The following is a 23,541-nucleotide window of genomic DNA, read 5'->3' on the forward strand; positions in this document are numbered from 1 at the left end:
TATTAACTTTCCAAATATAAAAAGGTTTTCATTTTCTATTACCGAAAGTATAGTGCGGTAGAACAAAATTTATATTTGGAGGTTAGAAGTATGTCTAAAATTGAAACGCCTGTTATGACTTCTTTACAAACAACGGCTGAAAAAATGATGAAGGATTTAAATGTTCCTGGTGCTGCTGTCGCTGTTATAAAAGACGGTGAAGTTATTATTTCAGAAGGTTTCGGCTATCGTAATATAGAAACAAAAGAGGCTGTTACACCGAATACTCGATTCGCAATCGGTTCCTCAACGAAAGCATTTGGCACACTTTCATTAAGCTTGTTAGCACAGCAAAAAAAGTTTAATTGGGATACCCCTATCCAGTCTTATATACCTAACTTTACTTTATCTGAACTACTTGCTAGCTCACAAGTTACAGGACGGGATTTAGCTTCTCATCGAACTGGAGTGAGTCGTCATGAGGCTCTTTGGTACAGTTCTTCCTTATCTCGAAAAGATCTCGTTGAAAAAATAAAACATTTACCACTTGATGCACCGTTCCGAACTGCATTTCTATATAACAATTTAATGTATGCAACAATTAGCTACATTGTTGAAAACATTACAAATCAAACGTGGGAGCAATACACTACAGAACATATTTTAGAACCTTTAAATATGAGACATACAAACTTCTCTGTTAACGATTCACAAACTACAGATGATTACGCTTTACCTTACATTGAAAATGACGGTGAAATAAAAGCAGTTCCATTCCGTAACATCGATACAGTTGGCGCTGCTGGGTGTATTAATTCCACAATTGAAGATATGGCAAATTGGGTACTTCTCCACTTAAATGAAGGAAAATTTGGAGATCATGAATTAATCTCCTCTGAATTATTACAACAAATGTATACACCACACAATTCAATTCCAGACCAACCGGTTTTATCACTCCCTGAATCTCCATTAAATAGTTACGGTCTTGGTTGGTTTATTAGCGCTTATCGTGGTAAAAAAGTGATTCATCATGGCGGTAATATCGATGGATTTTCAGCGCTTGTTTCATTCATACCAACAGAAAACATAGGCCTTGTCATTTTAACGAATGCTGGAGGAACATTACTTCCTACTTATCTCGCTAATCAAATTTATGACGAACTACTTGAATTAGAATCCATTGATTGGCATAAACGTGCTGTAGAAGATACTAAAAAAATGAAGGAAATGATGAAAGAAGCAACTGAATCCCTCCCTGAACAAATTAAAGGGACTACACCTTCGCACAAGTTAGAGGATTATACTGGTACTTTTGAACATCCTGCATACGGAACATTACAAGTATACAAACGAGATGATTCGTTATATGTACAATTTATGGAAATGGATATTCAATTAGGGCATCATCATTACGACATCTTCTCTGCAAAAGTTGACTTATTCCAAATGAAAATGAGCTTATTATTCGCTTATGAAATGAATGTAAGTGGTGAATTCCCATCCCTTCAGTTACATGTACCAGCTACATTAAGTACTCAGCCGCTTACATTTAAGAAAATTAAATAAGTATTTTGATGGTAAAAAATAAAGGTAGGTGCGAATCACACCTACCTTTTCTATTTCATATCAATCTTATCTGATTGAAACCAAATTGGCTTCGATAACTCAAAGTTATTATGATCCTCTAAAACTATAGTAAGGCGCTCTAACATATCATCTAACATATGCGGCGCTGCTCGTAATGTCCAGACAACTGAGGAGAAAACTGTCATACCAACGTACACCGTGTATAATTTCCAGAATTCCTCTGGTATTTTTCTATTAAAGTATCCTTCTATTTGTCCGATTGAATACGGAATACTAATGTCCCTTGCAAACAGTGCAATTTTCACAAAATCATGAAGTGGATCGCCCCAATCGTAGCCATTAAAATCAACAACACCTACATATTTTCCATCCCGTACAATTATATTTTCTAAGTGAAAATCATCGTGTTGAAATCGATTTGGGCGGTTCTTTAAATATATTTCATTTTCTTCAATAAACTTTATGATTTTATCATCATTTTTTATGTTTATTCCACATGTTTTATATGCCTCTAAATATTTACTATGTTTTTTCATTGCTCTTTCATACCATGGAAGTATATTATTAGGAGCTTCATATGTATGCATTTTTGCTAAACCTTTCCCTGCCTCTATACCAATATCATATTGTTCTTTTGGTGAATACGTAGGCAATAACTTCTTCGCATCTTCTCCTTCTAAATACGAAAAGATGCCATAGCATAAACCTTCTTCTGCCAACAAACCTATTTCAATTGGTTTTTGTGCTTGCACACTACGATTTTGCATTTCATTTAAAATTTGAAACTCTATTTTCTTTCTTTCATACTCTTTTATATCGCCTGTCCGCAATAAATATTTATCATTATTCGCACTCGTAATTATATATTTCTTATCAGGTGAAAAACCTTTAGAAATTTCTTTAATATCCACTGCATTTTTTACTATTTGTATATTGTTTTGCCATGCTGTAATTATCTTCATATCTATTCCCCTTACATTTCTGCATTTGGTGTATAGGCAACTTCTACAATAAATCCATTCGGATCGTAAAAATCAATCGTATAGTAACCTTCCGAATAATGATTCATTTCAATTGGACCACGTATTACCTTCACTTTCGTACTAGAAAGAAAATCTGCTACTTCCTCAACTACTTCTCTATGAATAGCTTGATAACAAATATGTCTAGGCCCTAACGTCCTTACAATTTCCTCATCTACTTCTTTAAAGTATATTTCACTTTCTCCTGTGCTATATGCTATTTCATTTAACTTTCTCCACCCAATTATGGAAAACAACTTATTATAAAAAGAAATGGATTCCTCTAAATTTGCTACCCAAAATTCAATATGATGAATGCCTGCTCGCAGTGTATTCATATTAAGAATACGCTCCTTGTACTACTTGCACAATTTCCATCGGCTTATGAACCATGTAATCTGGTGCATCTTTTTTCACTGTTTCAATAACATCATATCCCCAAGATACCCAAATTACGTTCACTCCAGCCTTTTTACACGCTGCTACGTCTCGCTGTTCATCACCGACATATAACATATCTTTCTCTGTTATTTTTTTTGATTTCAAAAATCTTTTTATCATTTTATCTTTACCAAACAAATTTTTAGAACAATACACTTCTTGAATATTTTCGATACCATTCTTGTGTAAAAACGCCCGAATATGCTCTTCTGAGTTCGATGATATGACTGCAATTCCGTAGCCTTTTTTATGTAGTTCATCTAATACTTCTTTCATCCCATGGAACAAAACGAGATTTTTTATAGCAGGCTGATATAATTTATAAAATTCCAACGCTAATATCGGTAGTTTATACAGTGGTACATTAAGTTGTTTACATCTCTCTGGCATCGTTAATTTACGTAAATGTTCAATTTCGTCTTCCTTTACTGCTTTATACCCATGTTTTTCAGCAAGTTGATTATAAATCGGTACAAATATATTTTGTGAATCTACTAATGTGCCATCAAAGTCAAAAACAATATATTTTTGCATTCCCATACTCCCTTTGCTTCTTTTTTCTAAACCTATGTTATTCAACAACATAGTTGTCTGTCCCTTCTATAAAAATAAAAAAGAACAAGATTTTCTCTTGTTCTTTTTAAGACAACCATTTCGGTGGTACATTCGTATTCCAATAAATATTTCCTAACTCATGATGTCCAGAGTATCCATCATCAAAACGGTGGTAATGGAAATTAAAATAATAACCATCTTGCGGTGGATGATCTCTTCTTACATGGAAACGCAATAAATCATTTCCAGATTTCGTATCGTAGACGTGAAAAATCTTCTCATTATTTCCACCAGCTGGTTTTTGAGAAATCGCTAATGATTGTAGTGAATCTTCTGGTACATCACTAGCAAGCTCAGCAATTGCCTCTTCAATTTTCGGTAATATTACATCTTTAAACTCATCTTCAATTACTGGACCAATTTTAGTACCAAACTTTTGCATCGACTGCTTCTCTGCTTCTTGCATTGCATAAGTAATAAAAGTATCGGTGGTTAACCTGTCATTCGTTTCTTCATATGTATAGGACGTGCTCTCCAAACTTTGTTGCCCAGCTGTGCTCGTAGGCTTGTCCGCAGCTTTGGCATTATCAAGTAATATGGAAGGAGGCGTCACTAAACCAAATGTAAACACGGTAATTAATGCGACTAAGGTTTTTCTAAACCAATTTGGCATTTATGTTCCCTCCCCTTTCACTCATTATTTTTTATATAACGGTGGTTTCTTCTATTATACAAAATGATTGTAATTTTTGCACTTTACAATTTTGTTAACGTTCACATATTTTTCACTTGAATATGAAATTGTAAGATTTCATACAATAAAAATACAACAACAATAAGGAGGCGATCAGATGACTTTAGATGTCATGTATTCCGCCGCAAGTATACTCGTTTTAGTATATTTTATTTATCAATGTGTTACAGACTAGAAAAAGAGCCGTCAATGGCTCTTTTTTAATGGTACAAATACAATCCATACAATTAATAAAATAAAAACAACGCTGCCTACCACAGCTGGCAATAAATAAAACTGTGAAAGTATAACTATTCCATATAAAAGTATTGCTGGTAGTAGTAAATAACGATCTGCCTTCCATCTTAACAATAGTAATTTCCCTTCATCACAATATAAACGAAGAAACATCTTATTCGTAAATTCATTCCAATAATCACGTGCATAGCGAGAAATTGCAACTACAGCAAATACGAGAACAATAGCTGCAATCCACCTTGGAGTCATAATTATACTTGCAGTACTGATACATACAATTTGAATATAAAATATTCGTGCAGTACTTGTACGGAAAAATTCTTTCAAAAAAGATTCGACAATACGAGAATCAGCTTTTTTCCCTAAAAGTCTTTTAGAGCGCGAAAACATCCACGGTTTTTTATTCGAACTACTCGGTTTAGCCGCATGACCACCAACTTGCATAATTCCGCTCGTCCAGCGCATGCTTTCCTCCTTTTCTTTCTCGATTTCTTTAAAAAAGAACTTTTTATAATTCATTTTCTCTTTTACTAATACACTACTTAAGAAAATTACTAGACCGATAAATAGAATTGAATACAACGGATTTTTATAAATAAAAAATAAACTAATTCCAAAAAAGGACACACTCATAGAAAATACTACATTTTTTACAATCCATAAAACCCATCGTTTCCCCACATGTACATGAACAAATCTCGTTAACAACGACAACATAAATCGAAATATAGTAAAGAATACCCAAAATAATAGGACTTGTATCTCTGTTACTTCGATACTTTTCATCAACACTGGTAACATAATAACGACTACTATTATATTCGTTATCGCTATTCGAACAAATGTGTACATCATGCCATACTGGACTAATTTTCGCATATGTGTTGCATACGAAATTAAAAATAAACTATCCGCTTGCTCAAAAAATGAACGAACTCCTCTTGGATATGTTACTAGATAAAATGCGAGTAATCCTAATCCGAAATAAATCGTCTCTTCCGTTGATAATTCATTTATCCATAGCGATCGATAATAGATTCCCATAAATATAAGTGCTGGAATAATAATATATAATGCGACTGTCCAATCTGTTACCGAACGTATAGACTTCCATTTCCGCTCAAGTTCATGGCGTAATCTCTTATAAAATTGTTGTTTAATCATGTTGTTCACGCCTTACAATTACATCAAAGCAGTCTAATAATGAACTACCCGGCATTTCCGCTAATATTTGAATAGATTCTAAATGTCCATCTGCGACTAATGTACCTCGTGAAATGAGTAAAAATCTTTCACAAATTTTTTCAGCAGTATCTAATACGTGCGTACAAAGTAAAATTCCTGCCCCGCGCTCTTTTTCTTTATATAAATAATTTAAAAACTCTTTCGTAGCTACTGGATCTAAACCGATAAAAGGTTCGTCAATGATATAAAAATCTGGCTCAGTTAAAAACGCCAATATTAGCATAGATTTTTGTTTCATGCCTTTTGAAAACTTTGATAAATACTCATGTTTATGCTTATTCATTCGAAAAGTATGTAATAATTGTTCCGCTCGTTCTTCCCAACTTCCCATTTCACTTCCACGAGCTGCCATTAATAATTCAATATGTTCCCAGAGCGTCAAGTAATCATAGTATGTTGGATGTTCTGGTACGTATGCATACGGATTTTTCTTTTCACCGAATGATATTTCACCGTCCATATTTACAAGTAATCCGAGTATCGTTTTAATCGTCGTACTTTTCCCAGCACCATTTGCTCCAATAAGAGCAACTAGTTCACCTTTTTCGATAGAAAAAACTATATCATGAATTGTTTTTTCGCCTATTTCATATCCAGCTGAGCGGATATTTACTTTTAACATGCATTCCCCTTCTTTCCATTTCCAATACAATCAAGGAAAAGAATAACATATAACTATCTATATATCATTATAAAATATTTATTTTCATAGCAGGAAAAAACATTTTTTAACAGAATATTAAATGTTTGATTACATTTTATTGGAGTTGATAATATGTCTTTTCAAATTCGTGAAGCAACGATAGATGATATAGACGCACTTTGTTCTTTAACGAAAGAATTAAAAGGTTCCTCTATTTCCTATGAAGATATGAACAACCGCCTACAATTCGTACAAATGAGTCCGTTTGATTTTTTATATGTTTACGAGGAAGAAGAAGCTATATTTGGATTACTTGGATTTCGTATACGTGAAAATTTAGAAGATGTAACACGTTATGGAGAGATTTCAATTATTAGCGTTGATTCTAACATACGACGGAAAGGCATTGGACAAGTTTTGATGGATTATGCCGAGCAATTAGCAAAGAAACATAATTGCATTGGCACATGGCTAGTTAGTGGAACAAAAAGAGTAGAAGCTCATCCTTTTTACAAAAAATTAGGTTATGAAGTAAATGGCTACCGATTTGTAAAATATTTTTAAACTACTTTATAAAGTGAAGGGACTATAACTATGACAAACATTAAAGCAATTTTCATTGATCGTGACGGTACAATTGGTGGTGACACTACAATACATTATCCAGGATCTTTTACATTATTTCCATTCACAAAAACATCCTTGCAAAAACTAAAAGCTAAAAATATAAAAATTTTCTCTTTCACAAATCAACCCGGTATCGCAGATGGAATAGCAACTGTAGCCGATTTTGTACAAGAATTAGAAGGCTTCGGTTTTGATGATATTTATGTATGTCCTCATAAACACGGTGATGGTTGTGAATGCCGTAAACCAAGTACAGGCATGCTGCTTAAAGCAGCAAAAAAACATGGACTTAATTTAACACAATGTGCTGTAGTTGGTGATCGTTGGACTGATATTGTTGCAGGAGCAAAAGTAAATGCGACTACGATTCTAGTCCGAACAGGCGCTGGGTATGATGCTTTGCATACGTACCGAGACAAATGGGCACATATTGAACCAAACTACATTGCAGATAACTTTGAAGATGCAACAAACTGGGTTTTAAATCAACTATAATACAAATGAAAATTTTGATTCACCCGAAATAATTTAAAACATAGTTAAAATAGCCTTTTGGCAAATAATTGTATTCCACAAAACGGATCACCTCAAAAGGTAGCAAGTTCCCTTTTGATACGCAAACATTGCAATTCAAATTATATTTTTTATTAGTAACAGCAATTAACGTAAAGAAGGAATAGCTTAGTGGCTATCCCTTCTTTATTGACTTCTATTATTTACATTTGTTATCTGTTTTTATTGAGTATTCTCATCGTTTTTATACTCCAAAATATCCCCTGGCTGACACTCCAAAGCTTTACATATCGCTTCTAATGTTGAAAAACGAACCGCTTTTGCTTTCGCATTTTTCAAAATAGAAAGATTCGCCATCGTAATTCCAACCTTCTCTGAAAGCTCCGTTACACTCATTTTTCGTTTTGCTAACATGACGTCAATATTAATAATGATTGTCATATCCGCCACCTCAAACCGTCAAATCATTTTCTGATTTTATGTGAATTGCCTCTTGTAGAAGTCGTTGGAGGATAGCAGCAAAAACGGAGATAACGAGCGAAGCAAAAACGATAATGAGTCCCACTAACCCAATAGGAGGGTCCATTTTTTTCGCTATAAAATAAAAAAGTGGCAAACTTAATACATACAAACCACTGATTGTAATTGCACAGCGCTTTATATTCTTTAACGCCTTTACTGATAATTCCGAGAACGCTGTGTTCTCATCAATGTACTGTAAAAGATTGAAAGCCTGATAAAGAGCAACGTAAAAAGGCACAGCTGCTCCATACATTACAATGAAAACAAGATATTTTATTGGAGCAATGTTAGGATACAAATTCGCTGTGAAATCCGCCATTTCCGGCACTAAAAATATGCATAAAGCAAGCACTGAAATTCCAGCAAGAAAAATAATTACTTTTAAGAACATTGTTGAACTTCGTTTAAGATTCATTTACAATACCTCACTTATTTAATGGCAACATAATTTTATCACAACATTTATTGTTTAACAATAAATAAATATCGTTTTATTTTTGTCATATTTTTTAATTTAGGCAAAAATAAAAAAGAATTTCTCATTACAAAGAAATTCTTTTTCTTGAAAATGCCTCTTTCAACTTAATTTTTTAAAACGTTAATTCGTAATGGAAATAACGATTATCTCTCAAATAGCCATTTTCAGCGTATAATCGTTGTGCTGATAAATTATCAATCTCTGTTTGCAATTTTACACCTTTTGCTCCATTCTCTAATGCGTATTCTTTAGCAGCTTCTAATAATTTTTTACCTGTTCCGGCTCCACGCTTCGCCGCTTGTACAAATAAATCATTTAAAATCCATAATTCTTTCATTGAAATGGAAGAAAATGATGGATATAGTTGTGTGAACCCAATATATTCGCCGTCTTCAACTGCTACGAAAATAACGGACTCTTTTTTCTCAATTCGATTTCGTAAAAATACTTTTGCACCTTCTAAATCAGAATCTTGTCTATAAAACATGCGATAGTTATTAAAAACTGATGCCAGTCCATCTAAATCTGCAATTGTTGCCTCATATATTCTCATTTTACTCCATTCCCCTTCCAATACTGTCTCATTATATCCGTTGCCCATTTAGGCTGGTGTATTTCTTCTGTCGGCATAAACTCTTTCATTATTGGTTTTATATCCAATATAGGAGTGCCATCAATAGCATCTAATCCCTCAACAATAATTGATTTACCTTCTCTTTTGATCACCTTTACAATTGTTGCACCTATGCGATTCGGACGATTTTTCCCGCGCTGTGCAAAAATACCTACTTCAGGATAATCCTTATTATTTCTAGGATGTCTAGCAAAATACTGAATTTGCTCGTCAGTTACTTTATGAAAATAAAAAACAACTTCAATATGAGAAAAATCTTCAATCCCTTGTATACTTTTTTCTGCATACATTTCAGTTAAAGTTATACGGGATCTTACTTCTCCCCACTCATCATCTTTTATTTCCTTTCTTTCATTATGTACAAATGCGATTGGTTGAACTGAAAACATACGCATTCCCCCTCAAATGTAACCACTTACATTATAAAGTATTTTCTGAATGTTTTCCAGATATACGAATTAAGTTTACATAATATAATTATAATCTATTTATCTAAAGCTACCTTGACTGCTTCAATTGCATGTATATGGGTCGTATCAAATATCGGGACTGATACGTTTTCTTGCTTTATTAATAAACCTATTTCCGTACAACCTAATATAATTCCTTGTGCTCCTTCTTGTACTAATTCTTCTATAACCCTTTTATAATACTCTCTAGATTGAACTACTATTTTTCCTAAACATAATTCTGTATATATTACTTCGTTTACTTTTTCTCTATTTGTTCCTGATGGTACTATTACTTTTATATCATGCTCTTCAATACGTGACTTATAGAAATCTTGCTCCATTGTATATTTAGTTCCAAGCAGACCAACCTTTTGAATGTCTTTTCTTTTAATTTCTTTTGCAGTTGCATCAGCAATATGTAAGACTGGAATATCAATTTTCTCCTTTATTTTTTCAACTACCTTATGCATTGTATTTGTACAAATGATTATAAAGTCTGCTCCTCCCTTTTGTAATGAATATGCCGCATTCCCTAGAATTTCTCCAGCACCATCCCAATCTCCGCTAGACTGACATCGTTCAATCTCTTCAAAATCCACACTATTAATCAAACATTTTGCTGAATGTAGCCCTCCTAATCTCTCTTTTATTTCTTCATTAATAATTCGATAATATTCAGAAGTTGATTCCCAACTCATGCCACCTATAAGACCTATCGTTTTCATATAAACACCTACCTAAACTATTTTTATAAAACTAATAACAACGTTTTATTGTGTATATTATACATAATAAAACAAGACTTTAAGTTTGGAATATAAAGTCTTGTTTTAACGGAAATATGGAAATAATAAAGAATAATTCTACTTTCATTTCCAAGGAAATTTTTATAGAATATTCTGAAATTAACAATCTGATGTTTTTATAAATTCTTTATACTTATAATTAAAACACTCTCGATACAGCTCTTTGATTTCATCATATGATGGAACACGTGGGTTATTAGCTGGGCTACCACTTTCAATTGCATCTGATGCCATTTTAGAAATAGCATTTTCAAATTCAATTTCATCGATTCCGTATTCTTTTAAATTTGGAATACGAAGATCAAAGCAAAGTTTTTTTATTTCACCAAGTGTGTAGTCTGCTACTTCCTCATCAGAATTCGAATACAAATCCTTATTTAAACTACGTCCAATTTTTGCTAACCTTTTCATTGCACTTGTTTTTGTAAACTCTAACACTGTAGGTAATAGTATGGCATTTGATATTCCATGCGGTACATGAAATAATGCTCCCACTGGCCTTGACATTCCATGAACTAATGTAACTGATGCATTAGAAAATGCAATTCCAGCTTGTAAAGAAGCAATCATCATCGCTTCTCTTGCCTCCATATTACGTCCATCTTCATATGCTATACGTAAATATTTCATAATACTTTCAATAGCTGAAAGAGCAAGTACATCTGTAAGTGGTTGTGAAAATTTAGAAATATAAGCTTCAATCGCATGACATAACGCATCTATTCCTGTTGCTGCCGTAATTTGTGGGGGTAACGAACTTGTCAAAACTGGATCTATAATTGCTACTTTCGGTATAAAACTAGGATGCTTCATCATCATTTTTACATCTGTTTTTTTATTCGTAATTACTGCTACACTTGTAACTTCCGATCCAGTACCAGAAGTTGTTGGAATTGCAATAAGTGGTAGTGGATTGTTTTCTATTTTAATATCCTTTTGGACATAATCCTCAACTTCTCCACCATTTGTATATAAAACCGCTACCGCTTTCGCAGCATCAATACAACTTCCACCACCAATACCGATAATAAAATCGCACTTTTCCTCTTTACAAAGAGATAACGCTTCTAATACGTGTATATTTGTAGGCTCAGCATCCACTTTATTATATGTACTAACAGTAATACCTTTCTTATTTAGTTGTTGCATACACTTTTCAACATATCCTAATTTCTCCATAATTGTATCAGTAACTATAAAAGCTCTTTTCCCTAACTTTTTTGATTGTTCTCCCAGTTTTTCAAGCGAATTCCTTCCATATAATACCGACTTTGGCATACGAAACTCAGAAACCTCTTGCAAGTCCCCCACCCCTTCTTATCCTAATTAATATTTTATAACATAAATTATCGATTTGATGAATCTTTACGATTCAAATTTTTTAATAGAGTCCTGTTAAAGTATAGAATGCGATAACTAAAAATACAGCAACCGTTTTCAAAATTGTAATAGCAAATATATCTTTATATGACTGTTTATGTGTTAATCCTGTTACTGTAAGAATAGTAATAATAGCCCCGTTATGTGGTAGTGTATCCATTCCTCCTGATGCCATTGATACGATACGGTGCATAACTTTTAATGGAATATCAAATTGATTGGCCGCTGCAATAAATTTATCTCCCATTGCACTTAATACTATTCCCATTCCTCCTGATGCCGAGCCTGTAATTCCAGCTAAAATATTCGTCGTTACTGCACCATTCACTAACGGATTTGTGAAAGTAGCAGAGATGCCATCTCTCATAATTGCGAAACCTGGAAGTGCTGCAATGACACCACCGAATCCAAACTCAGCTCCTGTATTCATCGTTGCAAGTAGCGCTCCACCAATACTTGTATTCAATCCAGCTTGGAAACCTGTTACTACTCGCTTCCAATATAATAATAACGTTGTTAAGATCCCTATAATAAGTGCCAATTCTACAGACCAAATTCCTACTACTGCACTTAATTCTACTTTTCCAAATGCTTTCATACCAATTGCAGAAAAATCAAAACCGCTTGGATACCACTTCGGTATCATAATAGTAAACACTTTATTCATTACACCTACTAAAATAAGTGGTATAAATGCAATAAGTTGTTGTGCTCTTGTGATTTCAATGTTATTAATTAATGGCATATTTTTTTGTTCTACTTGCAAAGATGCTGCCATTTCAGTATTTCCATCATTAAAACCAAAGTATCCTTCACCTGCCGCTTTTGCCTTCTTACGTCTACTCTCTAAATATAGTAAACCTACTGTAAGAACAAAAATTGCTCCTACAATCCCAAGTATCGGTGCAGCATAAATATCCGTTTTAAAAAATGTTGTAGGTATTACATTTTGAATTTGTGGTGATCCAGGTAACGCATCCATTGTAAACGTTACTGCTCCAAGAACAATCGTTCCAGGGATTAAACGCTTTGGAATATTAGCTTGTCGAAACAACTTAGCTGCGAACGGATAAACAGCAAACACTACTACATACACACTAACACCACTATACGTTAAAATAGCCCCCATTAATACAATCGCTAATATAGTACGTTTTTCACCAACTAACTCAATAATTGTTTTTGCGATAGAATCTGCAATTCCTGACATTTCCACTACTTTTCCAAATATTGCTCCTAATAAAAACACAGGAAAATATAATTTTATAAATCCAACCATTTTCTCCATAAAGATATTAGAAAAGAAAGGTAATACATAACTAGGTTCTGTCAAAAATACTGCAAATAATGCAAATATCGGTGCGAATAAAATAACAGAAAAACCTCTGTATGCTACGAACATAAGTAAACTTAGTGCTAATAATATAATAACTAACTCCAATTTTACCCCTCCATTAAACAGAATATTCTAAATTTTATTGATAAATTTCTACTAACCTTTTAATTCTGACATCCCTCCTCTTATTCATACAAATTTTTATGCTAAAAATGTCTAATTATAATTATTCGATTACATATGAAAAATCCCTTTAAACAGAAACGAATTCATCGTCATACGTTATAAAGGGATTGCTAGAATCTATATTTACTGCTGTATTAAATTTTTCTCTACACAAAAATGATACAGTTCTTCAACATCTTTCACTATGTAGGTCGCACTAACTTCAGTCAGTTCTTTTTCACAGCCATAGCCATATAAAACACCAATTGAAGCAATTCCATTCTGATTTGCACCTATTATATCGTGCTTTCTATCACCAATCATTATCATTTCTTCTTTATTTAGTTCTTCATTTTTTTGTAAAATATGAGCAATTATTTCTTCTTTTTTTATTCTCGTACCATCTAAATTACTTCCAATGATGTCTTCGAAATAATTCGTTAATTGAAAATGCTCTATAACTTGTTTCGCAAATACAGTGGGCTTTGAAGTTGCTACAAATATGCGATTCCCTGAACTTTTTAATTGTTGCAAGAGCTTCAGAATCCCCTCGTATACATTATTTTCAAACAATCCACGCTGCTTTAAATACTCACGGAAGTAAAAAACTGCACGTTCAACCTCTCCTTCACTCATATTATATCTCTCTACGAATGATTGCTGAATAGGAGGACCTATAAATGAATCTAACTCACTTATATGTACTTCTTCAATTCCTACTTTTTTTAACGCATACAAAACCGAATTTACAATCCCTTCTTTCGGATCCGTTAAAGTTCCATCTAAATCAAATAGAAATGTTTTATACATGTTTCATTCCTCCACTTAATTTGCTGTATAAATAACTGCTAACATCTCTTCCACTTCTCCCTATTATACTATCATTATCTATTTTTTCGAAAAATCAATTTCCATATGTCACATACTTTCAGTTACAAAATACGATAGATATGATAAAGTAAAAAAGTTACAATTATTTTAATAGAAACTGGTGAAACAAATGTCAATTACGTTAATTTTTATAATGGCTTTCACAATTGTAATCCACGCAGTTGAAACAAGCTCTTATAGTATTCGATTAGCGGGGGTTCGTTTAAAGAAGATTGCTGTCGCATTATCCGTCGTAGGAATCGTATTACTCATTTCAAGAACGTCAAACTTACTACAAGCCTTTTTACTTGGCGGGATTGTGGACGAAGCAAAACTAGATCCTTCTATTGATTTAGAGCATATTATACGTCTTGTACTATTATCTGCTTCTATCGGTACATTGCTTGCGATTATACTGTATCCAACTTTGACAAAACTATTTGGATATGTCATTCAAAACTTTGAAACAGACGGTTCTTTCATTCGAATGATGAAAACGAATAACATTCAAAAATTAAAGTACACAAAAAAATATGTCCGCTTTCCAAAGTTAGAAATGATTCATAGACTGCGTATCGGCGGTATTCCAAAGCGTATAATGCTTATTAACATGTTCGCTACTGCAATTTATACAGCGGGAGTTCTTTCCGCACTATATGCTTCTTTTTTAATTCCAGCTTTCGCAACAAAAGCCACTACAGCTTCTGGTCTTATTAATGGTTTTGCTACTATTTTATTAACAGTGCTACTAGATCCACGTATTGCTCTTTTAACAGAGCGAGCTCTTCAATCAGAAGAAGGTGCTGAAGCAATGAGTAAAATGTATGCTTGGCTAATGATTTCTAGACTTTTTGGTACATTACTTGCTCACCTGTTATTCATACCAGGTGCTTACTGGATTACATGGATTATAAAGCTTATGAATTAAATTTACTCTCTAAAAAAAAAGCAGGTGAGATAACAAATGACTATACAAACAGAACAAGATATCATTCGCTTAATAGAAAACGACGAATGGATGATGAATGTATTACAAATGGCAAAATCACTAGAGCTACCTGATTGGTGGATTTGTGCCGGATTTGTTCGTTCTAAAATTTGGGATACTTTACATGACTATGAAGCTAAAACGGCTATGCCTGATGTTGATGTGATTTATTATGATAGTCTACATCAAGATGAGATATACGAACAATCATTAGAAACGAAATTAATGAATATTGATGCTACTATCCCTTGGTCTGTAAAAAATCAAGCTCGTATGCATGTAGTGAATAATATGCCACCATATTCTTCTTCTGTTAATGCTATATCTAAATTCCCTGAAACAGCAACGGCTTTAGGAGTTACACTTGATGAACTAAACAACGTTATCTTAACAGCCCCATGTGGTATTGAAGATGTCCTTTCCTTACAAGTGAAACCAACAGCTCATTTTCTTAAATCGAAAGAACGATTACATATGTACAAAAACAGAGTTATAAAAAAGAATTGGCAAAGTAAGTGGCCTAGCATCACAATCACATATCCAGAAATTTAGAAAGGGTGCCTCTCATTTATAGAAGCACCCTTTTCTTCATTTCAAAAAATGTATGACTGTTTCTGCAAATCTATCTGCTTCCTCATAATGAGGTGAATGACCGCTCTCTTCAAATACGATATACTTGCCGTTTCGGGCATCTTTATTAAATGTTTTAATTTGTTCTTCACACGTTACTACATCATGTTTTCCTACTATTAATAACATTAGATTTTGTACATCTTTTATTTTTGATAATAATGATGTATGACATGCTCCCTCTAATTTTAATCTATCAAAGTGAATTTTGGAGCGATTTGAAAATATTTCCCACTCTTCATCACTGTATAAACTCTCATCTGTCCTATCTTCCTTATTATTGTAAATCTCCATTCTTTTTTCTTCTAATTCAGCGCTTAATCTTATATAAGCTTCTAACAACTCTTCTGAACTAGCATCGCTAGATGAATAAGCAAAGCATTCTTTTGCTATTTCTTCTTTTCCATACTTTTTTAATAAATGCCCTGTTTTTTGTAACAAAGCCCTACTTGTTAATGCAAAATTAAAAGTTGGTCCTTCAAATATTATTTTCTCTATTGAACTTGGATATATCGACGCATAAAGCAATGCTACATATCCACCGAAAGAGTGTCCAATTATAGACCACTTCTCAATTTGTAATACTTTTTTTAATTCCTCACAGTCTTCAATCAAATCATTTAATCCAAAAGCTTCGTCTTCAGTAATTTCTTCTGAGCGACAAACACCTCTTTGATCTATCATAATTACATATAGAGAATCTTTTAAACGTTCCGCTTGATGAAATGAAAAATCATAACAACTTTCTCCTGGTCCACCATGCAAGTATAAGACTGGCTTATTTTTAGGATTTCCATGTGTTTCAACGTATAGCTTTTTCCCTCTAATATTCATGTATTTCCCTGCTTCTATCAAATTTTCCTTTATGATCACCACCCCTTTTTTTACTGAATATTATAACATTTAATATTAAATAATTCCTATTACATTTAAGAAGACGATAATTATTGCAAGTGGTGCTACAAATCGAAGTAAAAATGCCCAACAAGTAAATACTTTCTTTCCATAATTTCCACCTACAAAAAACTCTGCTTCTAGTACCTTCTTCTCCATTTTGAATGAAACGAAAATACTAATAAATAGTGCTCCAAGTGGCATTAATATATTACTAGATAAGAAGTCTACTGCATCAAAAATATTCTTTCCGAAAATCGTAATATCACTCCATACTCCAAATGATAACGCTGATGGTATACCTACTAAGAAAATGCCGAAACCGATCAGCCATGATAATTTCGTTCTCTTTTCTTGTTCACCATTTGCTAATGCTGAAACAACAGTTTCTAGTAGAGAAAATGCTGATGTTAATGTCGCAAATGTAAATAGTGCAAGAAATACTGTTAAGAAAAATCCACCGAATGGGATTTGACTAAATACAGATGGTAATACGATAAATAGTAATCCAGGTCCTTCTGTTGGCTCCATTCCTAATGAAAATACGGCTGGAAAAATAGCAAGACCTGCAAATAATGAAACAAATAAATTTAATCCAACAATTGTTATTGCTGATTTTGGTAAACTTTCTTTTTTATTTAAATAGGAACTATACGTAACCATAATTGAAATCCCGATACTAATTGCAAAGAATGATTGCCCCATTGCGAACAAAATACTTTCCGAAGTAATCTTTGAGAAATCTGGTTGTAAGAAAAACTTCACACCTTTCATTGCATCATCAAGTGTTAACGAACGAATAATAAGAGCGACAAATAAAACGAACAATGCTGGCAACATATATTTACTTGCTTTTTCAATTCCGTTTTGTACACCCTTTGATACAACCCATATCGTAATGAACATAAAAGCGAAATGTCCCATAATAGCCCAAGCAGGATTCCCAATTGTTTCAGTAAATAATGTGCCGTAATTTTGTCCTGGCGTAATCAGTTGTCCAGTTATTCCTCTGAATAAATAAATTAATACCCATCCACCTACAACACTATAAAATGAAAGTAGTATAAAACACGTTCCAACACCAAGGCGTCCAATCCAATGCCATCCTGTATTTGGTGCGATGCTTTTAAATGCTCCAACTGCTTGTTTCTGCGTACTGCGTCCAATCATAAATTCAGCTATAAGTAGCGGTAGTCCAATTAAAACAGTAAATAATATAAATATTAAAAAGAACGCTCCTCCCCCACTCTTCCCAGCGATATAAGGGAACTTCCATATCGCACCAAGTCCAATTGCTGATCCGGCTGCCGCCATTATAAAACCTAATTTCGAAGTCCATTGCTCCGTCTGTTTCATCTCATTTTCCTCCTAATTAAATCTTTTTATATAAATAAATAAATTTTATAAACCTATTCAAATAAACCCTCCATTTCTTCTTCCATATAATAAAAAAATGGCCTAGCATCTCTATATAAAGAGACGCTAAGCCATTTACTTAACGCGGTACCACCCTTATTGATTCCATTATGAATCCACCTTAGTAGTAATCGTTTGATTACAAACCTAATATCGAAGGTTAACCGTTAAGATTTACTAAGAATGTAATTCCGTTCCACCTTACTGCTCCTAGGCGAGTTCAGGATGTCATTTGACTATGTCACACCAACCCATAGCTCTCTGTACAAATACATGACCTTACTACTCCTATTCAACACATTGTAATATTCAGAATATATTTTCTTTTGAAATTAATATGAAGTATATCGGTTATATTTGTAACTGTCAAGGGGTATATTGATTTTTTGTCGAAATGGTTCATATTGATAACTCACTTTTACTAAGCTTATTAGCAAAAGAAAGAGTCTATATTTTCATCTTTTCAAACGAACTAAAAAAAAATCTTCGCGATAATCGCAAAGATTCTTTTTATGGTATAAGACGAGTACAATCTCTCGGAAAAGCACTAGCCTCTCGTACATTTGTTAATTCTAATAGTTTATATACAATCCTTTCTAACCCAATTCCGAAACCTCCATGTGGTGGACAACCATATCGGAATGTATTTAAATAAGATTGAAATTTCTCTGGATGTAATCCTTTTTCTTTAAACGAAGCGAGTAACAATTCATAATTATGAATTCGCTGTGCCCCTGACGTTATTTCTAGCCCTTTATATAATAAATCGAATGAATCAGTAATAGCTGGATTCTCTTTATTTTGCATCGTATACATCGGTCTCGCTTCTTTCGGATAATGTGTAATGAAAACAAATTCACTATTATATGTTTCCTTTACATATTTCCCTAGTAACTTTTCACCTTCTGTATCTAAATCCCCTACAGGAGATTCTTTACGATACTTACTTTTCAAAATTTCTTGTGCTTCTAACAATGTAATTTTAGGTATTTCAGTAATAACAGGTACTTCTATTTGTAATAGTTGTAGTTCTATTTCACATTTTTTCGCTACTTGTTGAAACATATATCGTAAAACATCCGTTTCTAGTTGCATCACTTCATAAAAATCATGAATAAAACCAAGTTCTACGTCTAACGATATATATTCATTCAAATGACGGGAAGAATTATGATGTTCCGCTCTATATACAGGTGCAATTTCAAAAACTCGTTCTAACCCACCTGCCACCATCATTTGCTTATAAAACTGTGGTGATTGTGCTAAATAAGCTTCTTTTTGGAAGTATGGAAGCTTAAAAACATTTGCTCCTCCTTCTGCCCCTTGCGAAACAATTTTCGGCGTAAAGATCCGTGTGAAATCGTTCTCTATAAGAAATTCACTAAAGCTCTGAACGAGTGTAGATTTCACTTTAAAAATCGCTGCGGTTCGCTCATGCCTTAATGATATTACTCGCTCATTAAGTAGTTGATCTAAGCCAACTTGTAACTTCTTTTTATTTATTTCAAATGGAAGTGGCTCTGCACCGTTTATTACTTTCACTTCATGAGCAAGTACTTCAACACCCAATTCTGTTTTCGATGTCTCGACTATCTCACCGATTACATGGACAACACTTTCTACATCAACTTTATATCCGGCCAATTCATTTTCTAATACACATTGAATTACTCCTGTTCTGTCCCGTAATAATAAAAAACTAACATTTCCAAGGTGCCGAATTTTTTTTACCCATCCTTGAAGTAATACAACCTTTCCACTTTGCTTTGTACATTCTTTTGTGAGTGAACGCTTCATTATTGAATCCATTATTTTTCCCTCCAGTAATTTTATATTTATTTACGTTATTGTTGTCATCGTCATCATCCACGGTCACTCACCCCCTTTCAAAGAATACAAAAATCCGCCCCTATAAATAGGGACGGATTTTTTTCCGCGGTACCACCCAAATTGTCATACTGACCATCTTAGCCCTGATAACGGTAGGTACCGTTTGCTTTTACTAATAATCACGTTCAAAGCAACACTCACAGGTGTCTTTCCATCATGCGGTATCGCAACCTTCCCAGCAACCGGCTGCTCTCTGTAGATCTTTGCACCATGTACTTTTCCTGATCATCACTTTTTATATTTACAGAGTATTCTAACTCCTTACTTTATAAAATGCAAGCCTTTTTTAAAACATTCTGATTTTCTAACTCCTAGATTCTTCTAAAGTGTGAAAAGTTAATTTTGTAATACATATTCTTATGTATTAAATCCAAAATTACACCTTTAATATTTTCCAATTTTTACATAAAAACTAATTCATTTACGCATATTAATAAAAATTTTAAAGCGAGGTGTGTTTATGCAAAAAGCAATTAGTTTCTTTCTCCTTTTGTTTTGCTTAATTGTAGTAAACGAAACGTATGCCTATTCACCAAAATCTTTACCAATCTCTCAAAACTCTGATCAATGGCAAGTGAATATTGATAAACCGAAAAAAACAAACAAGAATATGCTTCAAGCTAAAAAAGATGAATTTCAAACATATCATTTTTCAGTAAAGAATGTCGGGAATAATGAAGTATATAATGTAAACGTCGAAGTATTCCGCAACGAACCAAATAAGAAAACGAAATATGAACTCTTTTCCCTAAAGGAAAGTCGTTTGGCAAGTGGAAAAACTGGATTTGAACACGCTAATTTACCTGTTGCTACAACAGCGGATGAGGTTGATGTAATTATTACATGGCAAGAACACCCTTTCCGCTCCATGAGAAATGGTCAAAAAGTTGAGTCTAGAAAATTTAAAGAGCATTTTGTTTTTAAAGAAGCTAAAAAATAAATGGGATACGGATATATTCACACTATCATTGATATAGCTTTATTTACTAGTACCAGTTCGTAAGCAAATTAAAAAGTCGTGGCTTATAAACGCCACGACTTTTTATATTAATTCGTACTAATGCCTCTCGCTGCCCAAATGCGATCAATATCAGCAGCATGTTGTCCGCCATATAAAAGAGCATCCGCTTGCTTAATCGCTTTCGCTCCATCACTGAATTTAGAGTTTGGTGTTAATGACCAGTGTGATTGTAAAATGATTTTTGTTGCTACATCACGGCCAAAAGCTTGTGCCATTTCGTATTGGCCTTGAGCCCAAATTTCACCATCATCATGCACTTCATTCGTTATATCTTTCGGATATACTTTATTATTATCTAATCGGCGTAAGCATGTTGGATCTGAACTAGAATAAGCTGTCGCATCCCATTCTCCAACACATGCTTTACCATATCCAGTAGTCGATACTGCATCTTCATATGTAGCACCTAAGAAGTCCCCAAATCCTTCTCCCATCGCTCCACCTTCTGCTGAACTACCAAAGCCAGGAACTTGGTTATCTTGAATCGAATGCCCATATTCATGTGCGATAATACCAGCATCTTCTGCATCATCAACACCGCCAGTACCGAAAGTCAAAGCTTTTGTTGATGGAGAATAGAATGAGTTATCATCAGTTGTACCATTAACATTCACTTTTATCGAACGGTTATTAATATTTTTAAAACCTAGACTTTGAATGTAACGTTGCAATGTGTCGATATGATAGTACGACATAACATCTTCAAAGCTATCATTTGCGCGTGTATAGTTAAATTGTAAATTCGTAGATTTTGTTTTCGCTTTTGAAGAAATCGTTACATATTCTCCAATTAAAAATCCTGTTCCATCTAAACCTTTTAACGTAACAGTTTTCAGTTGGTTCGTTAGAGCTGTTGAATCTGCATCGTTATTATCTTTTAAGCCTACTTTACTACCGCTAGATACGACTGGGTTAGGTAAAAATACTTTTCCTGACCCTTCAGCTTTTCGGTTTATATCAACCTTTTTAATTAACTTTCCATTTTCTGCATCAATAAATGTTTCCCATGCACCAAATGGATTATTAGAATGGACTACAACTTTATATACTGGACGAGCAATTCCTTCTTCAACAATATATCCGAACTCTTTATCTGTAGGAGCCCATAAATTTTGCTCACTTGCTTCTCCAACATACGCCATTGATTTTTGTATTGCATCTTTTTCACTAATTTTTGTCGTTACTTCCTTCACACCTGTAACAGGCTGATAATCAGAAACAGCGAGTACTCCCTTTCCCTCTCCGTTAAGAGTAACTGTTATTTGTTTTGAAAATACAGGTGCACCATTAACAACTTGTTGGAACCTAACATATGAAGCTACTGATGTTTCTGTTGTAGAAATATATTGCAAGTCTGAAAGATCTGTTTTCAATCCATACTGCGCAGCATTTTCTTTTAAATATTCAGTTGCTTTTTTCTGTGGCGAATAAGCTTCTAACTTTACTTGCTGTTGTTTTTCCAATGCCGAAACCGTAGAAATCGTCCCCATTACTAACGGCACGGTCATTGCCATTGCCACCATTTTTTTATTAAACATAGAACCACTCCCCCTAATAAAGTAGCTCAACCTTATCCCATTACCACTAGGCAATCATTCCCCGCAAAACGGATGGATAAAAATTGAATCTACGAGTAATTCTCTATGAACACTTCTATTACCTTTCTATTTAGGGTAAGTGAAATTTTCTCAATATTTATGTGTAAAGTGAACACAATACTTTAGAAATATATTTCTAAAGTATTTCCATAACTCTTAACCTTTTTAAATTACTTTGTAAAAAACAGGATATTTTTTACCTAACGGTAGGTTGAAAAAAATATTTATGAATGATACGATTTATATAACCTTTTTGTAGGAGGCTTTATTATGAGCAAAAGTGAAGAAACACTCTCTTCAATTATGGAAGCAAGCTATCGACTGTTTGCCGGACATGGCATTACTAAAACGACCTATTCTATGATTGCTGAAGAAGTCGGAATTGCTAAACCGTCCATTTATTATTACTTTAAATCTAAAGATGCATTAATCGAATGTATTTTCACAGAATTATGTGCTGCGATGCAGTTTTCTTCCTTCTTCCATACAGAAGAGTTTACGAAAGAAAATTTTATTGAGAAATGCATTGAAATTGGATTCAAAATAATTGATGAACAGCAGAACGATCCTTATTTTAATCGTGTGTTGCAAGAATATTTATTACTATCTTCAAGAAATGATATGTACAAAGATCGATTACTAACTGTGCAAACAGAATATTTACAAGGGTTTGAATCACTCCTTACAAAAGCAAATGAGCTGCAATTAATTGAAAATAAAAATCTAGTTTCAAAAGCTCATATGTTAGCATTAGTGCTTGATAATGTCGGGAATTTTATGATGTTACATGTGGATATAGATTATAGACAAATATGGATGGAAGCTGTAAACAGTATTTTTGAAAGAAGGGATTGA

25 protein-coding genes and 2 other annotated features are annotated in these 23,541 nt (G+C 33.5%); of the genes, 7 read left to right on the top strand and 18 right to left on the bottom strand.

Going from position 1 to position 23,541, the window contains the following annotated elements:
* Positions 1-90 precede the first annotated feature (90 nt).
* Positions 91-1,548, top strand: a complete 1,458-nt coding sequence (locus ACTFN4_RS18795) for a serine hydrolase (protein ID WP_000034322.1) — start codon at positions 91-93, stop codon at positions 1,546-1,548.
* Positions 1,549-1,598: 50 nt separating this feature from the next.
* Here the strand turns inward: ACTFN4_RS18795 and ACTFN4_RS18800 are convergent, their stop codons facing one another.
* From ACTFN4_RS18800 to ACTFN4_RS18825, 6 genes are all read right to left on the bottom strand, one after another.
* A complete protein-coding gene (locus tag ACTFN4_RS18800; protein ID WP_439962667.1) occupies positions 1,599-2,531 on the bottom strand; it encodes an aminoglycoside phosphotransferase family protein in 933 nt (310 codons plus the stop codon).
* A gap of 11 nt (positions 2,532-2,542) precedes the next feature.
* The gene (locus ACTFN4_RS18805; RefSeq protein WP_001094664.1) at positions 2,543-2,929 is read right to left on the bottom strand and encodes a VOC family protein; all 387 of its coding nucleotides are present in this window, start codon (positions 2,927-2,929) and stop codon (positions 2,543-2,545) included.
* A gap of 1 nt (position 2,930) precedes the next feature.
* Positions 2,931-3,566 carry an HAD family hydrolase gene (locus ACTFN4_RS18810; RefSeq protein ID WP_025687389.1) on the bottom strand — a complete coding sequence of 212 codons (636 nt, stop codon included), beginning with the start codon at positions 3,564-3,566 and terminating at the stop codon, positions 2,931-2,933.
* A 106-nt stretch (positions 3,567-3,672) separates the two neighbouring features.
* Positions 3,673-4,260: a YpjP family protein gene (locus ACTFN4_RS18815; protein ID WP_001134421.1), complete on the bottom strand. Its 588-nt coding sequence runs from the start codon at positions 4,258-4,260 to the stop codon at positions 3,673-3,675.
* 267 nt (positions 4,261-4,527) lie between these two features.
* Complete coding sequence (locus tag ACTFN4_RS18820; protein ID WP_439962668.1) at positions 4,528-5,742, bottom strand: ABC transporter permease; 1,215 nt, start codon at positions 5,740-5,742, stop codon at positions 4,528-4,530.
* On the bottom strand, positions 5,735-6,445 hold the full coding sequence (locus ACTFN4_RS18825; protein WP_439962669.1) for an ABC transporter ATP-binding protein: 711 nt from the start codon (positions 6,443-6,445) through the stop codon (positions 5,735-5,737). The genes ACTFN4_RS18820 and ACTFN4_RS18825 overlap by 8 nt, the downstream gene beginning before the upstream one ends.
* Before the next feature lie 153 nt (positions 6,446-6,598).
* On the opposite strand from ACTFN4_RS18825, the gene ACTFN4_RS18830 reads away from it, so the two are divergent.
* Both ACTFN4_RS18830 and ACTFN4_RS18835 read left to right on the top strand, forming a co-directional pair.
* Positions 6,599-7,030, top strand: coding sequence for a GNAT family N-acetyltransferase (locus ACTFN4_RS18830; RefSeq protein WP_000009777.1), 432 nt, complete (start codon positions 6,599-6,601; stop codon positions 7,028-7,030).
* 30 nt (positions 7,031-7,060) lie between these two features.
* Positions 7,061-7,588, top strand: a complete 528-nt coding sequence (locus ACTFN4_RS18835; RefSeq protein WP_000181785.1) for an HAD-IIIA family hydrolase — start codon at positions 7,061-7,063, stop codon at positions 7,586-7,588.
* 240 nt (positions 7,589-7,828) lie between these two features.
* On the opposite strand, the gene ACTFN4_RS18840 is transcribed toward ACTFN4_RS18835, so the two are convergent.
* The 8 genes from ACTFN4_RS18840 to ACTFN4_RS18875 all read right to left on the bottom strand — a co-directional run bounded on the left by ACTFN4_RS18840 (position 7,829) and on the right by ACTFN4_RS18875 (position 14,189).
* Entirely contained in the window at positions 7,829-8,047 is a 219-nt protein-coding gene (locus ACTFN4_RS18840; protein WP_000152532.1) for a helix-turn-helix domain-containing protein, read from the bottom strand.
* 10 nt (positions 8,048-8,057) lie between these two features.
* The gene (locus ACTFN4_RS18845) at positions 8,058-8,543 is read right to left on the bottom strand and encodes a DUF2975 domain-containing protein (RefSeq protein WP_061457146.1); all 486 of its coding nucleotides are present in this window, start codon (positions 8,541-8,543) and stop codon (positions 8,058-8,060) included.
* A gap of 175 nt (positions 8,544-8,718) precedes the next feature.
* Positions 8,719-9,159, bottom strand: a complete 441-nt coding sequence (locus tag ACTFN4_RS18850; RefSeq protein ID WP_001223866.1) for a GNAT family N-acetyltransferase — start codon at positions 9,157-9,159, stop codon at positions 8,719-8,721.
* On the bottom strand, positions 9,156-9,629 hold the full coding sequence (locus ACTFN4_RS18855; RefSeq protein WP_439962670.1) for an SAM-dependent methyltransferase: 474 nt from the start codon (positions 9,627-9,629) through the stop codon (positions 9,156-9,158). Before ACTFN4_RS18855 ends, ACTFN4_RS18850 begins: the two co-directional genes overlap by 4 nt.
* 95 nt (positions 9,630-9,724) lie before the next feature.
* Positions 9,725-10,417 carry an aspartate/glutamate racemase family protein gene (locus ACTFN4_RS18860; RefSeq protein ID WP_000848563.1) on the bottom strand — a complete coding sequence of 231 codons (693 nt, stop codon included), beginning with the start codon at positions 10,415-10,417 and terminating at the stop codon, positions 9,725-9,727.
* Positions 10,418-10,597: 180 nt separating this feature from the next.
* Complete coding sequence (locus ACTFN4_RS18865; RefSeq protein ID WP_001158674.1) at positions 10,598-11,800, bottom strand: iron-containing alcohol dehydrogenase; 1,203 nt, start codon at positions 11,798-11,800, stop codon at positions 10,598-10,600.
* Between the two features lie 79 nt (positions 11,801-11,879).
* Positions 11,880-13,319, bottom strand: coding sequence for a GntP family permease (locus ACTFN4_RS18870; RefSeq protein ID WP_439962671.1), 1,440 nt, complete (start codon positions 13,317-13,319; stop codon positions 11,880-11,882).
* A 204-nt stretch (positions 13,320-13,523) separates the two neighbouring features.
* On the bottom strand, positions 13,524-14,189 hold the full coding sequence (locus tag ACTFN4_RS18875) for an HAD family hydrolase (RefSeq protein ID WP_000278485.1): 666 nt from the start codon (positions 14,187-14,189) through the stop codon (positions 13,524-13,526).
* A gap of 190 nt (positions 14,190-14,379) precedes the next feature.
* Here ACTFN4_RS18875 and ACTFN4_RS18880 point away from each other — a divergent pair, with 190 nt between their 5' ends.
* Positions 14,380-15,177: a lipid II flippase Amj family protein gene (locus ACTFN4_RS18880; protein WP_211478052.1), complete on the top strand. Its 798-nt coding sequence runs from the start codon at positions 14,380-14,382 to the stop codon at positions 15,175-15,177.
* Positions 15,178-15,213: 36 nt separating this feature from the next.
* Positions 15,214-15,789 carry a nucleotidyltransferase family protein gene (locus ACTFN4_RS18885; protein ID WP_000155287.1) on the top strand — a complete coding sequence of 192 codons (576 nt, stop codon included), beginning with the start codon at positions 15,214-15,216 and terminating at the stop codon, positions 15,787-15,789.
* A 36-nt stretch (positions 15,790-15,825) separates the two neighbouring features.
* On the opposite strand, the gene ACTFN4_RS18890 is transcribed toward ACTFN4_RS18885, so the two are convergent.
* The 3 genes from ACTFN4_RS18890 to aspS form a co-directional block, all read right to left on the bottom strand.
* Positions 15,826-16,701: an alpha/beta fold hydrolase gene (locus ACTFN4_RS18890; RefSeq protein ID WP_001026102.1), complete on the bottom strand. Its 876-nt coding sequence runs from the start codon at positions 16,699-16,701 to the stop codon at positions 15,826-15,828.
* 75 nt (positions 16,702-16,776) lie between these two features.
* Positions 16,777-18,117, bottom strand: coding sequence for a sodium-dependent transporter (locus ACTFN4_RS18895; protein ID WP_000814537.1), 1,341 nt, complete (start codon positions 18,115-18,117; stop codon positions 16,777-16,779).
* Positions 18,118-18,233: 116 nt separating this feature from the next.
* Positions 18,234-18,482 (bottom strand) — a binding site (T-box leader).
* A gap of 205 nt (positions 18,483-18,687) precedes the next feature.
* On the bottom strand, positions 18,688-19,986 hold the full coding sequence (aspS, locus tag ACTFN4_RS18900; RefSeq protein ID WP_000377346.1) for an aspartate--tRNA(Asn) ligase: 1,299 nt from the start codon (positions 19,984-19,986) through the stop codon (positions 18,688-18,690).
* A gap of 105 nt (positions 19,987-20,091) precedes the next feature.
* Positions 20,092-20,305, bottom strand: a binding site (T-box leader).
* A 222-nt stretch (positions 20,306-20,527) separates the two neighbouring features.
* Between aspS and ACTFN4_RS18905 the strand changes: the two genes are divergently transcribed.
* The gene (locus ACTFN4_RS18905) at positions 20,528-21,007 is read left to right on the top strand and encodes a hypothetical protein (RefSeq protein WP_439962672.1); all 480 of its coding nucleotides are present in this window, start codon (positions 20,528-20,530) and stop codon (positions 21,005-21,007) included.
* 107 nt (positions 21,008-21,114) lie between these two features.
* On the opposite strand, the gene ACTFN4_RS18910 is transcribed toward ACTFN4_RS18905, so the two are convergent.
* The gene (locus ACTFN4_RS18910; RefSeq protein ID WP_000482273.1) at positions 21,115-22,626 is read right to left on the bottom strand and encodes a M36 family metallopeptidase; all 1,512 of its coding nucleotides are present in this window, start codon (positions 22,624-22,626) and stop codon (positions 21,115-21,117) included.
* 330 nt (positions 22,627-22,956) lie between these two features.
* Between ACTFN4_RS18910 and ACTFN4_RS18915 the strand changes: the two genes are divergently transcribed.
* Positions 22,957-23,541, top strand: coding sequence for a TetR/AcrR family transcriptional regulator (locus tag ACTFN4_RS18915; RefSeq protein WP_406904054.1), 585 nt, complete (start codon positions 22,957-22,959; stop codon positions 23,539-23,541).

Origin of the sequence: Bacillus cereus group sp. MYBK95-2 (assembly GCF_051915225.1) — a bacterium.
Taxonomy (GTDB): domain Bacteria; phylum Bacillota; class Bacilli; order Bacillales; family Bacillaceae_G; genus Bacillus_A; species Bacillus_A cereus.